This window comes from Nonomuraea sp. NPDC050680 (assembly GCF_040654555.1).
GTDB lineage: Bacteria > Actinomycetota > Actinomycetes > Streptosporangiales > Streptosporangiaceae > Nonomuraea.
Genome location: NZ_JBFAIF010000045.1, coordinates 1 through 13,408 on the forward strand (window position 1 = coordinate 1; position 13,408 = coordinate 13,408).

16 protein-coding genes are annotated in these 13,408 nt (G+C 67.0%); 5 read left to right on the top strand and 11 right to left on the bottom strand.

From position 1 onward, the window contains the following. Window positions 1-132 precede the first annotated feature (132 nt). On the top strand, window positions 133-747 hold the full coding sequence (locus tag AB0H88_RS52220) for an alpha-ketoglutarate-dependent dioxygenase AlkB (RefSeq protein WP_357657650.1): 615 nt from the start codon (window positions 133-135) through the stop codon (window positions 745-747). Here AB0H88_RS52220 and AB0H88_RS52225 read toward each other — a convergent pair. Then, complete coding sequence (locus tag AB0H88_RS52225) at window positions 725-1,084, bottom strand: GNAT family N-acetyltransferase (RefSeq protein ID WP_357657652.1); 360 nt, start codon at window positions 1,082-1,084, stop codon at window positions 725-727. The genes AB0H88_RS52220 and AB0H88_RS52225 overlap by 23 nt on opposite strands. A 525-nt stretch (window positions 1,085-1,609) precedes the next feature. Here AB0H88_RS52225 and AB0H88_RS52230 point away from each other — a divergent pair. After that, entirely contained in the window at window positions 1,610-3,694 is a 2,085-nt protein-coding gene (locus AB0H88_RS52230) for a transposase (protein WP_357657654.1), read from the top strand. 150 nt (window positions 3,695-3,844) lie between these two features. Here AB0H88_RS52230 and AB0H88_RS52235 read toward each other — a convergent pair whose 3' ends face one another. From AB0H88_RS52235 to AB0H88_RS52245, 3 genes are all read right to left on the bottom strand, one after another. Continuing rightward, a complete protein-coding gene (locus AB0H88_RS52235; RefSeq protein WP_357657656.1) occupies window positions 3,845-5,407 on the bottom strand; it encodes a phospholipase D family protein in 1,563 nt (520 codons plus the stop codon). Between the two features lie 10 nt (window positions 5,408-5,417). After that, window positions 5,418-5,852 (bottom strand): amidase family protein, encoded by a 435-nt coding sequence (locus AB0H88_RS52240; protein ID WP_357657658.1) that lies wholly within the window; start codon window positions 5,850-5,852, stop codon window positions 5,418-5,420. Window positions 5,853-5,975: 123 nt separating this feature from the next. Further along, window positions 5,976-6,893 carry a cation diffusion facilitator family transporter gene (locus AB0H88_RS52245; RefSeq protein ID WP_357657660.1) on the bottom strand — a complete coding sequence of 306 codons (918 nt, stop codon included), beginning with the start codon at window positions 6,891-6,893 and terminating at the stop codon, window positions 5,976-5,978. Between the two features lie 149 nt (window positions 6,894-7,042). On the opposite strand from AB0H88_RS52245, the gene AB0H88_RS52250 reads away from it, so the two are divergent. Then, window positions 7,043-7,414, top strand: a complete 372-nt coding sequence (locus tag AB0H88_RS52250) for a hypothetical protein (RefSeq protein ID WP_357657661.1) — start codon at window positions 7,043-7,045, stop codon at window positions 7,412-7,414. Between the two features lie 369 nt (window positions 7,415-7,783). Here the strand turns inward: AB0H88_RS52250 and AB0H88_RS52255 are convergent, their stop codons facing one another. The 6 genes from AB0H88_RS52255 to AB0H88_RS52280 are packed head-to-tail and all read right to left on the bottom strand — an operon-like array spanning window position 7,784 to window position 10,742. Further along, window positions 7,784-8,005 (bottom strand): cold shock domain-containing protein, encoded by a 222-nt coding sequence (locus AB0H88_RS52255; protein WP_357657663.1) that lies wholly within the window; start codon window positions 8,003-8,005, stop codon window positions 7,784-7,786. A 45-nt stretch (window positions 8,006-8,050) separates the two neighbouring features. After that, a complete protein-coding gene (locus AB0H88_RS52260) occupies window positions 8,051-8,674 on the bottom strand; it encodes a hypothetical protein (protein WP_357657665.1) in 624 nt (207 codons plus the stop codon). Continuing rightward, entirely contained in the window at window positions 8,671-9,096 is a 426-nt protein-coding gene (locus AB0H88_RS52265) for a hypothetical protein (protein WP_357657667.1), read from the bottom strand. The genes AB0H88_RS52260 and AB0H88_RS52265 overlap by 4 nt, the downstream gene beginning before the upstream one ends. A gap of 59 nt (window positions 9,097-9,155) precedes the next feature. Continuing rightward, window positions 9,156-10,004 carry a helix-turn-helix transcriptional regulator gene (locus AB0H88_RS52270; RefSeq protein WP_357657669.1) on the bottom strand — a complete coding sequence of 283 codons (849 nt, stop codon included), beginning with the start codon at window positions 10,002-10,004 and terminating at the stop codon, window positions 9,156-9,158. A gap of 8 nt (window positions 10,005-10,012) precedes the next feature. After that, a complete protein-coding gene (locus tag AB0H88_RS52275; RefSeq protein WP_357657671.1) occupies window positions 10,013-10,525 on the bottom strand; it encodes a DUF6879 family protein in 513 nt (170 codons plus the stop codon). Next, window positions 10,500-10,742: a hypothetical protein gene (locus AB0H88_RS52280; protein ID WP_357657672.1), complete on the bottom strand. Its 243-nt coding sequence runs from the start codon at window positions 10,740-10,742 to the stop codon at window positions 10,500-10,502. The genes AB0H88_RS52275 and AB0H88_RS52280 overlap by 26 nt, the downstream gene beginning before the upstream one ends. Window positions 10,743-10,791: 49 nt before the next feature. Between AB0H88_RS52280 and AB0H88_RS52285 the strand changes: the two genes are divergently transcribed. Then, window positions 10,792-11,391 (top strand): hypothetical protein, encoded by a 600-nt coding sequence (locus tag AB0H88_RS52285; protein ID WP_357657674.1) that lies wholly within the window; start codon window positions 10,792-10,794, stop codon window positions 11,389-11,391. A 38-nt stretch (window positions 11,392-11,429) separates the two neighbouring features. Here the strand turns inward: AB0H88_RS52285 and AB0H88_RS52290 are convergent, their stop codons facing one another. Next, window positions 11,430-11,807, bottom strand: a complete 378-nt coding sequence (locus AB0H88_RS52290; protein ID WP_357657676.1) for a hypothetical protein — start codon at window positions 11,805-11,807, stop codon at window positions 11,430-11,432. A 1,222-nt stretch (window positions 11,808-13,029) separates the two neighbouring features. On the opposite strand from AB0H88_RS52290, the gene AB0H88_RS52295 reads away from it, so the two are divergent. After that, on the top strand, window positions 13,030-13,408 hold a 379-nt coding region (locus tag AB0H88_RS52295), incomplete at its 3' end, for a hypothetical protein (protein ID WP_357657677.1).

Sequence of the window (13,408 nt, forward strand, 5' to 3'; positions counted from 1 at the left end):
CTGTCGGGGCGGCGGGCCGTACCCCCGGGGCGGGGGGCCCGACGCGCCGTGCGCCCGGCCGTGCCGGCCGGGCGCAGCCGGTCTGCCGACCTAATCGAATGAATGTTTGAACGATCGCCTACACTCGATGTCATGAAGGCTGTTTTCCAAGCTTCTCTGCTGGCGGCTGACGAGCTCGTCGGCTCGGCGATCCGCCGGACGCGTCTGGAGCGCGGGGCGTGGATCGATGTCGGGCCCGGCTGGCTGGCGGGGGCCGACGCGCTGTTCTCCCGGCTGTGCGAGGTGGTGCCGTGGCGGGCCGAACGGCGGCGGATGTATGACAAAGTGGTCGACGTGCCGCGGCTGCTCGCCTTCTACGACGAGGACGAGCCGCTGCCCGACCCGGCACTAGACGACGCCCTGCGCACGCTCAACGAGCGCTACGCCGAGGAGCTCGGGGAGCCGTTCCGCACGGCCGGGCTCTGCTTCTACCGCGACGGCCGCGACAGCGTGGCCTGGCATGGCGACACCCTGGGCAGGGGCGGCAGCGAGGACACCATGGTCGCGATCATCTCGGTCGGCGCCCCGCGCCCGCTGCTGCTGCGTCCCCGGGGTGGCGGCGCGTCGATCCGTCACGACCTGGGGCACGGCGACCTCATCGTGATGGGCGGCAGCTGCCAGCGCACGTGGGAGCACGCGATCCCCAAGACCGCCCGCTCCACCGGGCCGCGCATCAGCATCCAGTTCAGGCCGCGCGGCGTCCGCTGAGAGCGGAGGCGAGACCACTCCGCGGCCTGCGTGTGCGGGGAGCTCGCGTGACCACCAGATCGCGGTGTGCCCGGCTGCCGACGCCCTTGCCGCGGTGGCGCGGAAAGATCACGATGGAGAGCGTCCAGCACCAGGAGGTGTGCGCCGGACCCCAGAGCCGCTGGGACCAGCGCATCCACCCGGCCACCTCACCACGGGCATCAATAGTGAATAGCCGCCCTCGCGGCTCAGCAGCCCGCTCACCGCGAACTGCTCGCATCACGTGCAGCGTGCGATGGCCGAACCACTGCAGCTCACCGTTCCCCTTCGGGGCTGCCCAGATTCTCCTCGAACACATCCAGGTCCGCCTCCTGGACCGGGCGCAGGGTACGAACGGCCCTTCGCATTCGCTAGAGGAACCTGAGGTTCTGATGTGGCCTCGTAGTGGCTTTGTTGAGGTTGATGGCGGTCAGGCGTCTGGGGTGTACTCGGCTTGGATAGGCATGTGGCGGTCACGTTCATGTTGTTGGCCGGGGGGCTGTGGATTGGTTTTCGGCGCGGTCGGCGGGGTGCCTGCGGGCCGGTCTCGATCTCGTTGTCCATGCTTTGCCTGTGGAGGTGTGCCCGCAGGGTTGGAGCCGGGCGGCCGGCGGGTGGTTGTTGCCGTGTGGTCGGGCGCGGGTGGGGTGTTGGCTCGTGGTGGGCTGAGGGGTCGGGCGGTGTTCGGCGGATGGGTATCGCTCATTTGTTCTATCCCGCGCGGCAAACTCTTGGTAGCGTTGTCGTTACACATCGTGCGGGTGGGGGTGGCTGGGATGCAGGTTGTGCGGGACATGCATCGTTGCCGCCTCGCCTGGATGCCGTCCGGTAGCGGGGGTGGCGGGTGAGTACGCTCACCGTGACCGCGACCTGCACCGCCTATGGCGCGAGTGTGGAGGCGAGCGGCGAGGTCGTCGCGCAGGGCGTGCTGGTGCGGCGGGTCGCCTGGCTGACTGGCCTGGCTCGAGATCTCACCGCCTGTATCGTCGCTGCCCGGTGGAGTGTGGCTGATCTGGATGCGTTGGCGTCCGGGCGGGGGTTGGACGGGCGGGTGTTGCCGTCCAAGGGCTGGATGGCTGTCCGCCGTCTGGGCTGGGGCGTGAGCCCGGCCGCGGGCGTACATGTGTGCGATCGGGTGCTGCGGTGTGCGCAGGAGCAGGCCGCCCGCGCCTTGCGACTGGCACTGCACCGGCGCGTTGTGGTGGCGGCGATTGTGGCGACCTGGCCGCGCGATCAGGGTGCGCGCACCGGCGCTGAATGGGCGGCGCTGCGCGCTGTGCTGCCCAGCGGGGTGAGCGCGGCGGAGATCCGTAACCGAACCCGGCAGGTCCGCGCCTACCTCGACGCGCATGAGGTGTTCCCGGCCGATCTGACCGAGTTGGAGCAGCCGCCGAAGGTGGCGGCACAGGTGGTGCTGGCGGCGGCCGACCGGCAACTGCTCACCCTGCAGCGCATCGGCGACCACCGCGCCCTGTTGCGGGTGCGGCTTCCACTGGTCGAGTTTCCCGCCTGTGCTAGGGACTGGGCGTGGCATGTGCTGCCACTCGCGTTGCCGCCGACCGTCCCGCCGGAAGCGAAGCTCTGCGCCCCCACTGTGCGGGTGAGCAAGGGCCGGGTACGCGTCGACCTGCCCTTCAAGATCCCGATCACTGTCGCGCCCGCTACCGGCCATACGGTCGGGTGCGGCTTCGACTGGGGCCTCAACACCCTGCTGACCGGCGCGGCCGGATGCCTGACCGATAGCCGGGAGACCTCCGACGGCCGGACGATCGACAACGGGCGGGTGATCAGCGACGGGCGGCCGCTGGCCTACGATGCGCGCGGCGTGTCGGCCAAGCTGCACCGGTTGCGGGCCGAGCGTGAGCACCTGGCCGCCAAGCACTGTCACCTGGAACGGCTCTTGGCGCGGATCACGCCCGCCGACCCTCGCCACGCCGCGTTGCGTACGGCCTGGCAGCGCGTCGGGGTCGAGCATGAGCGGCTGTGCGCCCGCATCCGTTATCTGAACAAGGCGCTGGCCTGGTCGGCGGCCCGCTGGGCGGTCGACCAGGCGGTGGCTGCTGGGGCGACGGTCATCTATCTGGAGGACCTGGCCACCCTGGAAGCACGCGGGCGCCGAGGACGGGCGAACGCGCGCCTGTCGGGGCAGGTGCGCGGGCAGATCGTAGAGGCGATCCGGCACCTGGCGGCCAAGCACACCATCGCCGTGGTCACCGTCCCGGCGCGCGGCACCTCCAAGTACTGCCCCCGCTGCGGCACCGGCACGTCGGTGCTGCGGCATTGCCCGGCCCCCGACCGGCTCACCGAGAAGGGCTGGACCTGGGCGTACTGCCCGGCCTGCGGCCTGTCGTGCGACCGGGACCGGGCGGCCGCCGAGCGGATCGTCTCGCGTGGCCTGCTCGGCCAGCACACCACCCGCACCCACCGCTCCACCGGGGCTCGCGCCATCGCCACCGTCGTGGAGGGCAACGTGGCCCGCGCCCGCCGACCGCGCAAACCCACCCGCGCCGCCCGCCGCGCCCGCCGCACCCGAACCGACCTGCACCCCCGACCAGCAGCGCGCGACCGCTCCAAGAACCGCCCCACCCCGAAACGCCCCACCCGCACCCTCAACAACTCGCTCAACAACCCGAAAGACAACCCGATCAACAGCTCGGCCGGCCGCTCAGCCAACAACCTGGCCGACCAAGCGATGACCTCCAGCCGTGTGCCCGACCGGCGCACGGTGCCCGCCCCACCCCCTTCAGGGAGTGGACAGCGTCCGGCGGGCCAAGCACCCAAGCCGGGACGGCACCAGCCGTACCGGACAGGGCATGTCTGGAACTCTCACCCCCGGACCGGCTTCCACCACGCCAAAGCCACCCCCGTACTCACACTCACCGAGCACCGGGGCAGCCCAAAGCAGACCACGCCCATCCGAGTTGCCTGATCCCTTCAGATAACCACAGAGAATTCAAGACGCTCACGTTCACTCGGGGTTGTTCCCTTCCTCAGCTCCACAGAGCCGTACAGGATAGGGCAGCGCCCACCCGAGTGATCACGGAGGGTGGCCTTTTGACAGCGGCGAGCGCGGACCCGGCTAGAAGGACCCGGATCTCCGCAGCGCGGGGGGCCGCCCGTCGGGATCGACCGCCAGGCGGTAGAGCGGCGTGGCGAGCAGCCCGCGCAGCCGGCGCAGCTCGGGGTAGGAATGCGGCCGCAGCCGCCCCGGCGGCCGCGGACCCTTCCGGCCACCGGCGTGCCAGGCTTCGAGTCGCGCCGCCGCGTCGGCGAAGGCGTCGAACGCGGCCACGGGATCGCACAGCTCGTCGCGATCCGCGCCGTCCTCGGGCCGGTCCAGGTGCTCGCCCATCAGGGTCAGGCGCAGCTCGCGGGCGAAGCGCCGGGCACCGTGCGGCTCGCGCGGATCCTCCTGCTCATCGAGTACGGCACAGCTCAGCTCCGAGTCGTAGCTCCAGGAGCGCAGGTTGACGTTGTCGGACCCGACCGAGGCCCACACGTCGTCGACCACGCAGACCTTGGCGTGCACGTAGACGGGAGTGCCCTGATGGTTCTCCAGGTCGTACAGGGCGACCCGGTCGCCGCCCGCCCGCAGCAGCCGGTTCAGCGCGTGGACCCGGCCGATCAGGCTCGCGGGCCCGGCCAGCCAGCCGTCCTGGTCGGGGTGGCGGGGCACCACGATGACCATCCGCAGGCCGGGCTCGCGCTCCAGCGCCTCGGCGAACGGCTCGATCACGTCCGTGGACCACAGATACTGATCTTCCAGGTAGACCAGCGAACGGGCCCGGCCGAGCACCTTCTGGTAGGCGTGCGCCACGCTCCGCTCGCCGTCCGGCGCGAACGGGTAGCCGCTGCGCCTGGCGGGATAGGTGCGCAGGATCTGTACGGTGTGCGTGCCCGCCGGGGGCGGCGGCGGCCCCGGCTCGGGCAGCGGAGGAACGTCGTCCATCCTGGCGAAGTGGTCGCGCAGCCGCCTGATCGGATCCCTGGTCTCCGGCGCGGGATCCTCCCAGCGCTCGCAGAACACCTTCTCCACCTCAGCCACCGCCGGGCCGTGGATGGCGACCTGGACGTCGTGCCATGGGGGCCGCCGGCCGTACTCGCCGGGCATCGGACACGCCTGCGGGTCGCCGAGGTGGTCGGCGTCGTCACGGCGGCTGTGACACAGGTCGATGCCGCCGAGGAAGGCCACGTCGGTGGCCGGATCGCGGTCATGACGGAGGATGACGAACTTCTGGTGGTGCGAGCCGCCCGGCTTGGTCCGCGTGTCGAGGACGGCCTGCCCGCCCGCGGCCTCGATCTCCTCGCCCAGGTGCCGGTTCTCGGCCGAGCTGAAGCGTAACCGGTCCAGGTGTGAACGCCAGATGAGCCCCCTGACCAGCGCGCCCCTGTGCGCGGCGGCGGCCATCGCATCGCCCACCGAGGGCCCGTTCTCGGTGAGTCGCTCGTCGGGATCGCCGCGCCAGTCGGCGAACAAGAGTAAGTCGTCCTTACGCAGCGCCTCGACACAGGTCTTCAGCTCGGCGAAGTAGGTCGCGCCGTGGATCAGCGGACATACGTCGTTACCCGTGGACCAGGCGTCGAGCTCGGTCGCCGGGTTGCCTCTCTCCTGGTCCGTGAGGAACCAGTCCTGGATCCGCATTCGCAGGCCGCTACCCGGCGGGCGGAGTTCCATGCCTCGCCAGGCCGAGCGCGGCCGTCTCGAACAGCAGGTGCTCCCACCCGGGACGGCAGACGAGCTGCAGGGCGACCGGTAGGCCGTGCACCGTTCCGGCCGGGACACTCAGTGCGGGAAATCTGACCACGTTCCACATGCTCGTCAGGGCGAGCAGGGCGGCTCGCACGGCGACGGGCCCGCCGTCCAGCTCAGTCGCGCGCTGACCGAGAAACGGCGCGGTGAGCGGTACGGTCGGCAGCGCGAGCACGTCATGCCGCTCGAACAGCGCGCCGACGCTCTCGGCGAGCCGCGGGCGGGCCCGCATGGCCCGGACATACCGCCAGCCCGGCATCTCGGCGGCGCCGCGCACGCGTTCGAGCACCTCGGGGTCGAACAGCTCGGGCGCCTCGGCCAGCCGGTCGGCGTGCACCGCCGCCGTCTCGCTAACAGATTATTCACTCGGCGGCCTCGACGGCCACGGCGATGGCGCCCGCGACGGCTCCGGGATGATCGTAGGTAACCTCGGCGAGATCCGCTGGGCGTTGACCTGCTCTCATGGCACCCGCTCCGGCGGCGTCGGCTGCAGGTACACCGCCGACGCGATCGAGACCTGCTCCCTGATCCGCCGCTCCGTCTCCGCCAGTGCCTGCGCGGCCCCGTCCACGTCGCCCGAGGAGTGCATCGTCACCCGGGCGGCGATCAGCAGGTCCTCCGGCCCCAGGTGCAGGGTCCGTACCTGGGCGAACGCCTGGATGGACGGGTCGCCGTCCAAGACCTTCTCGATGGCGTCCTGAACGGCGGGCGTGGCCGCCTCGCCGATGATCATGCTCTTGGTCTCCCTGGCCAGCGTCACCGCCACCGCGACCAGCAGCAGCCCGATGGCGATCGAGCCGAGGCCGTCGAAGGCGGAGTTGCCGGTGAGCACCGTCAGCCCGACGCCGGCGAGCGCGAACACCAGCCCGGCCAGCGCCGCCGTGTCCTCCAGCAGCACCACCGGCAACTCGGGCGCCTTGGCGTCGCGGATGAACCCGGCCCACGACCGGCCATCACGCACCCGATTGGAGTTGCGTACGGCGGTGCGCAGCGAGAGCGACTCCATGACGATCGCCGCCACCAGAACTCCGACCGCCCACGGCCAGCTCTCCAGCGGATGCGGATGGGAGATCTTCTCGTACCCCTCGTACAGGGCGAACAGCCCGCCCCCGAAGAACAGCACGAGCGAGACCAGGAAGCCGTAGAAGTATCGCTCGCGCCCGTAGCCGAAGGGGTGGTCGGCGCTCGGCTCCCGCTTGGCCCTCCGCCGCCCGAGCATGAGCAGACCCTGGTTACCCGTGTCGGCGATGGAATGGATGCCCTCGGCGAGCATCGCCGAGGAGCCGGTGAAGAAGAAGGCCACGAACTTGGTGGCCGCGACTCCCACGTTGGCGGCCAGCGCCGCGAGAGTCGCCTGATGTGATCCGTCGCCGCTCATGCGGCCCCCTCTACCCAGGTGACGGGAATCTTGACATCCGGCTCCGCGGCGCATCGTCCACGGCCCTGCGGCCAGTGGCGGAGAACCTGCACGAAACCTCGACGATCACCCGCAGGTTTTATCCACAATCGGTTCGTACGGTGAATGCCATGAAAAAGGGTGCCGACGTCACCGACTGGCTGGTGGAGTTCGAAGCGGAGGCCGAGCGGCGGCGCACCGACGGCGACCCCGACTGGGCGCGGGGCGCGTGTCTCCACCGGGCGGTGGTGGCGAGCATCCAGCGCTTCCAGGTCGGCGAGAGCGGTGACGGAGCCGGTCTGATCAGCAAGGCGGACAGAGCCGGGGAGGACGCCGGTCTGATCGACGAAGCGGACAAAGCCGAGAACGACGCCTACAGCGCGGCGGTCCGCCTCTTCGTCGCGGAAGAGCAGAACCACGCCCGCCTGCTCGCCCACCTGCTGGCCGCGGCGGGCGCGCCGACCCTGGCCGGGCACTGGAGCGACACCGCGTCCGTAGGGTGAGCGCGGTCCATGATCACCGTGGTCAGAAAGGTGAGTGGCGCGAGAGCCGATGCCAGATAGACGCCGATGAGGGGCAGCCCAGGCCGGGGACGCATCCCCTGGAGCGGTGGCCCGGGGTTGAAGCGGAGCGTCGGTGTCACGTGCTTCCACCGGAAGATCTCCAGGTACATCGTGTACCAGCTCCAGATCCAGACCACCCCGCTGACCCACTTCAGGCGGCGTAACGTCCGGACCTTCACGTCATCACCCTAGTCAGTGCTGAGGGACGGACGGTAGACAGACCAGCGCCAGGCAGATGGCGGCCGTGGTCGCGAAGATGCACGCCACCTAGTGCGCACCCAGGTAGATCCTGGCCGGTCACGGTGGCCGTCACACCTTGCGGACGTTGAGGGCACGGAACTGGAAGCTGTCCTGCTGCCCTTCCTCGACGTCGAACTCCACGACATCGCCCTGCTCGAGCTCCCGGAACCCGTCGCCGACGACCTCGCTGAAGTGCGCGAACGCGTCACCACGCCCGGCGGGGAGGTCGGCGGAGGAGATCGCTCCCCAGCCTTTCTCGGCCTTCCAGAACTTCACCGTTCCACGTGCCATGTCCCCAGTGTGCCAGCGGAAGGACGGCCAGGAGTTCCTCAGCGCCTACGGCGCACCACCTCCCGTCACGGCCGGCCGCACGTCATGGAGCCGCATCAGCAGTTCCCGGGCGACGGCATGGTGAAGGTCGTGGTCGTCGAACGCCATGATGGCGTTGCGTTCGTACGGCATCAGCGGTGGCAGGTGGCGAGCGAACAGATCCGCCCGCACCCCGTACGGTGAGCAGTCGGCCACGGTGAAGACGGCGGCGTCGCGTCGCAGGTGCGCGCATTGTGAGATCGCGTGCGGGATGCAGGCCGGGCAGGTCGGGGGTGCGTTGGTGTAGCCGTCGCCTGCGTCGCCGTAGCCGGAGGACAGCAGCCACCAGATTCGGCCGGTGTCGCGGTCCACCGCCGGTCGGGCGCATACCTGGCACAGTCGCTCGTCCATGCAGCGCCACTGTCGCTGCGTGTTGACCGTTCTGAAGTCGGGTCGGCCCGCGCGGGTTTGGCTCTGCCGCAGGCGCAGCACGCCGTTATGGACATCGTCGCGGTGTGGCACGGCATAGCTCAGTCGCAGCCCGCCACGGTGCGGTATCCACTTCAGCGGCAGGTTCTGGACCTCTCCCGTCCACCCGATCACGTACGGATAGCGGAACGCTGTCCGATTGGGCTTGGCGATGGCGCTCATGAGGCGCCTTCTCCGTAGCCTGGGATCAGTGCGGCGACCCGTTCCGGTTGGTTTTCCGGTATCGCCGTGGCTTTGTCGGGTCGGGGCTCGTTGTCCTCGCCCCACTGGGCCAGCTCGACCACATAGGCCCCGGAGGAGGGAGCCACGCTGATCGTCGCCATCCTCCGGCCGCCATCGGCGAACACCAGGAGTTGCGGCGGGTGCCGGCGCGTCTGGACCAATGGTTCTTCCCCGCCCATCCTGGCGGTGATGTCGAAGCGCTCCACACATCGCGCGTGAATGCCGCGAGCCGTCAGCAGCTCCTGCACGCGCTCCAATGCGGCGGCGTGCTGCTCGGCGATCTGTCTGAGGACGGGATCGGCCGGCTGGACGTCGCAGGAAGGCGTGGTGGTGTGTGCGCGCTGTGTGTCTGCGGAGAGCATGCATCGACCGTAGGAGCGAGCCATGGCAAGGCTCAATGAACTTGTACGAACTTGCGCCGTCAGGAGATGGAGGCCAGCGCCGCCGTGATCAGGGCGCGTGCTCTGCTGCCGTACACCGCGTGGGCCGCCAACTCCGTGAAGCCCTTGATGTACAGGGCGATCTCCCGTGGCTGGGTGACCGTCACTCCTGCTGAGAGGAGTTCCATGAACACGCGCTTGTCGTCGTAGATCGAGAAGGTTTCCATGCTCCACAGCTTGCGAGGAGCCCCGGAGGGGATGATCCCGAGCGAGATGGAAGGGAGGGACATGCCCTCCAGGAGCTGGCCGAGTTGCCCGGCCATGACGTCATCGTCAGCGATTCGATCATGAAGGACCGACTCTTCCATGACGATCGCGAAGCGATGGTCTCCCTCGTAGAGCAGGCGACTGCGGGCGGCACGTGCCGCGACCGCCTCGTCGATGTCACGTGGCGCCTCGTGGAAGTCGGCGAAGGCCGACAGGACGGCGCGCATGTAACCGGGGGTCTGAAGGGGCCACGGCATGAAGTGTGAGCAGTAGAAGCGGAAGAGCCGGGTCTGTTCGTACAGGGAGACTCGCGTCTCTTGCAGGCGCTTCATGCCGCTGCGCTGCAAACGCCGCCACTCGATGTACATGCTGTCAGCGTCACGGCTCGCGGCGATCAGATCGGGGATCTCTTCCTCGGCTCGGCAGATCCGGCACCACGTGCGGATGTCATCGTCGGATGGAAGGGTGCGGCCGTTGATGAGGCGAGAGCATTTGGACTCGTCCCAGCCGGCCGCCTGAGCGAGTGCCCTGGCCTTGATGCCCGAGTCCCGGAGGATCTCCCGGAGGCGCTTGCCGATGGCCAGACGAGCCTCGTGGGCGCTGGAGGAAGGTGAAGTAGACAAGTGGGAGATCAGACGGGCCGGTAGTCCACGTGGTCGATGCCGCGTTCCCAGACGGCCTCGAAGGCCGCGGCACACAGCTTGACCACCGCGAGGTCATCGCGATCTTCATGGCCGGTCGCCTCGCCATCGCCTGAGTGCAGGCCGAAGCGCACGAGTCGTTCGTCGAAGAGCCAGAAGTCGTTCCCAGGGAGCGATAGGTCGGACGCCCTGGACCGGGGGAGCCAACGGACCATCTCGCCGCCTGCGAGGTTCGCGTACGGCGTTGCGGAGTGCTCGTAACGGATGTAGTCGCTGACCGGCTCCGAAACGATGCGGGCGCGGCGCACCACGACGCCCCGGCCTACGGTCTCCTTGATCAAATTGACCCATGGAGCGTCGAAGTCGGTCCGGTTGAAGGGGGCGCCCTCCCTCCAGGCACGGAAGCCAGGGCTCGAGCAGCCGTAGTCATCGCGCATCTCCAGGTGGAGTGCTGAACGCGTGCAGCGCCCAAGCAACTCATCCAGCGTGGGGGTCGCGTTCACCGCATGCCTCCAGGAGATAGCCGCGCATGTGCGCTGGAAGCCTGACGATCGTTTCGCCCGGTGCGAGCGGGCTTCGTGCCACAACCTGCTCGACCTCGGACGGGTCGGTGAGCATGATCCCTTGGATCACGAAGCTTCCGTCATGGTCATCGACCCAGACGGAGGGGCAACCGCCGTGCTCGCTGGTGCCGTCGATACCGACAAACCGTAGCGCCATGCTGGCCCCCCAGTGCTCCGGATGTGCGCGGACTTGCACACAGACGAGTTTGAAGGCCGGTATCGGCGTCGTCAAGGGACGCCCGCCGGATCACGGGTACCGGTACGTGGGAACGCCGGTCGCAGGCAAGGGCGACGACATCGAGGATGACACCACCTGGGAGGTGTTCCGCGAGGACATCCCTGCCGAGGACGTGCCCACCCAGCCTGCCAAGGCGGTCCCGGTGCTCGCTCTCGCCCCGGCTGAGGCAGCGACTGATGAAACACAAGTCCTCTCGGGTATGAAGCTCGCTACTCTCGCCATGTCGTTCTATCTGAGCGAGGAGGAGTGGGACGAGGTTGACCAGGCCATCGAGGTCCAGCCTGAAGTGGAGCCGGTCTCCCTGGTTAGCCCGGAACGCGCCACCGAGGCGGCTGTGACCGAGAGTGCCGTTCGGGCGCTCCTGACCATCCCTGCCGGTACCGAGATCCTTGCCGCAATGGCCGAGCAGGCGCACCCGGCCCTCAAGCCGACCGTCAGGGCTTCCCGGTCTCGTTCCAGAGTTTACGAAGGCCGCAGGCACGCACGCTTCGGTATCCGAGATCGTCGCTTGGGAATGACCCGGGGGATGAGTCGGGTTGCTCATTCCCCGGTCGGGCTCTTGACGTAATGGTGCTGCGTTGAATGAAGTATGTCCTTTCCTATCGGTCAGGCAGGCTTTGCTGCTTCATCCACCAGAGCAAGGAGTTGCTTGCCATCTAAGATGTCAGGTGCCTTCGAAGAGAAGAAATCGAAGGAATCAGTAGCGTCTATTTCTGCTACTTCCGCCAGGGAGACCGTCTCCGTATATCCACCTTGCGGCATTTGCTCTCTCGTGCACCCCAGCTTGAAGCCCAGTTTGTCGAACCAAAGTATCTTTATACAGCCCTCTACGTCAAGCGCATGTTGGCCATCGGCGTAGGACTGGCTTCTCAACAGCGTCCACCCCCGGATTGTATGCCGCCCTAAACGTTTGGGGTCGTTGTATATTCCGATCTTGAGTGCCTGTATTTCGGTGTTTATAAGTAGATAGACCGTGCCTGGCACATGTGTTTTATAGCCACGCTTTGCACAGAAGCGACAGGGCCCCTGTCCGTTAATGAGATTTGCGAGCCGTGGAGCGCATGGATGCCCTTTTTTGATGCAAGTTCCTGGCCAACTCGTATAGACGTTACTGAATGGCGCGTCTTGGTCTGGCCTGAACCCATATTTATTCGCTACGGCGCGCGCCTTGAAGTCTGTAAATGGCGCGTTCTTGGCGCAGTCTCGGCAGGTGCTATGGTCGGCTACCACGTTACTATAGGTCGGATAAGTGACATGTCCTGAGCGTAAGCACACGCACTTCCATTGAACGTTGGCTCCCGGAAAGGGCTCGACGGGGATCACGCTAGCCCGTCGAATCATCATGAGTCGCGCAACGTATGGGTGCACGGCCTTTCCTGCGCAATACTTGCAGGCGGCTCCTTTGCTGCGGCGGGCGTCCACCAGCCTAGGTGCGATTTCGGCCGGCTTCCCGAACCATATACCGGGACATTCTGTGTTCATGCAGATCGATGGCCAGGGTTCGCTTACGCCTGGACATTCTTTCTTGATAGGATCTACATTGGCGGTATGCATTTCTGCTACGGCCACTTCATTGGAGACCCTCCTGCCCTGAGCCTGCTTCTTGCGTGCACAGGGATCACAGCCCCCTTGCCCCTGGTTGACCACGGAATTGTATCGCGGCCTAATGAATTCGCCACACTCCATGCATGCGCACAGCCATGGCGAATTTGTGGGCTTTCTTTCCGGCATTCGTGATATCGGCCAACACCCCCGCTGTTTCATTCGTTCTTTTGCGATGTCTGGGTCGACCCGTGAGCGTCCCATCGTGACTCTCCTAAACGACTCGGAGGACGGCAACACTTAAGGCGTCATGGCCTTCGGGTGATTATTTAACGATGGCAGGGCTACTAGCATCACACGCCTCGAATTGTAATAAAATAGTGATCATTTGGATATGTGCGTTTAGGGATCAGCTCGGTGAACTCGGGCAAATGGGGCTAGTCTTAGGTGAAGTGCTTGCATGATCCAGCGAGGGATGCAAATCCGCCTCTGTACTCAGGGTGGCCTTATCGGAGATGGGTGCGCTTCGAGACAAGTAGTGATCGGTATTTAAGCCTATGGTTATGCGGACCAGGAAACGAACTGGTCTAATCAGGGAGGTAGGTGAGTTCCGCGCGACGAAAAGCACTGGCTATGGGCGCCCTGAATGATCTACTGTGCACGTATGTGGAGCCCGGAGGCCGGAACGGTCAGTAGGTCATTTGATAGCTGGAAGAAGGTCGAGGGGGACATACGTGCGTTCCTCGCGCTGACGATGCGCTGGGCTTCCCGGAGCTACGACGAGTTGTGGGCGGAGGCGTCTAGAGATCTAGACGCCATCTTTGATCCGAACATCCACAGTGGAGACGAACACCTTGCCTTCTTCGAAGAGAAGGTAAATGGGCTATGGCCGAGCGACTACTTCTGGATGCTCCGCGCCACCGTGATCCGAGAGGCCGTGTCGGCGTTTGTCCGTGGCCATGTAAAAGTCCCCACAGGTGGCCAGTTCGAGGTCACCACTGATGGCCGGTTTAGGTCCCCGCTTCTTCTTCGCGCTGTTCGCG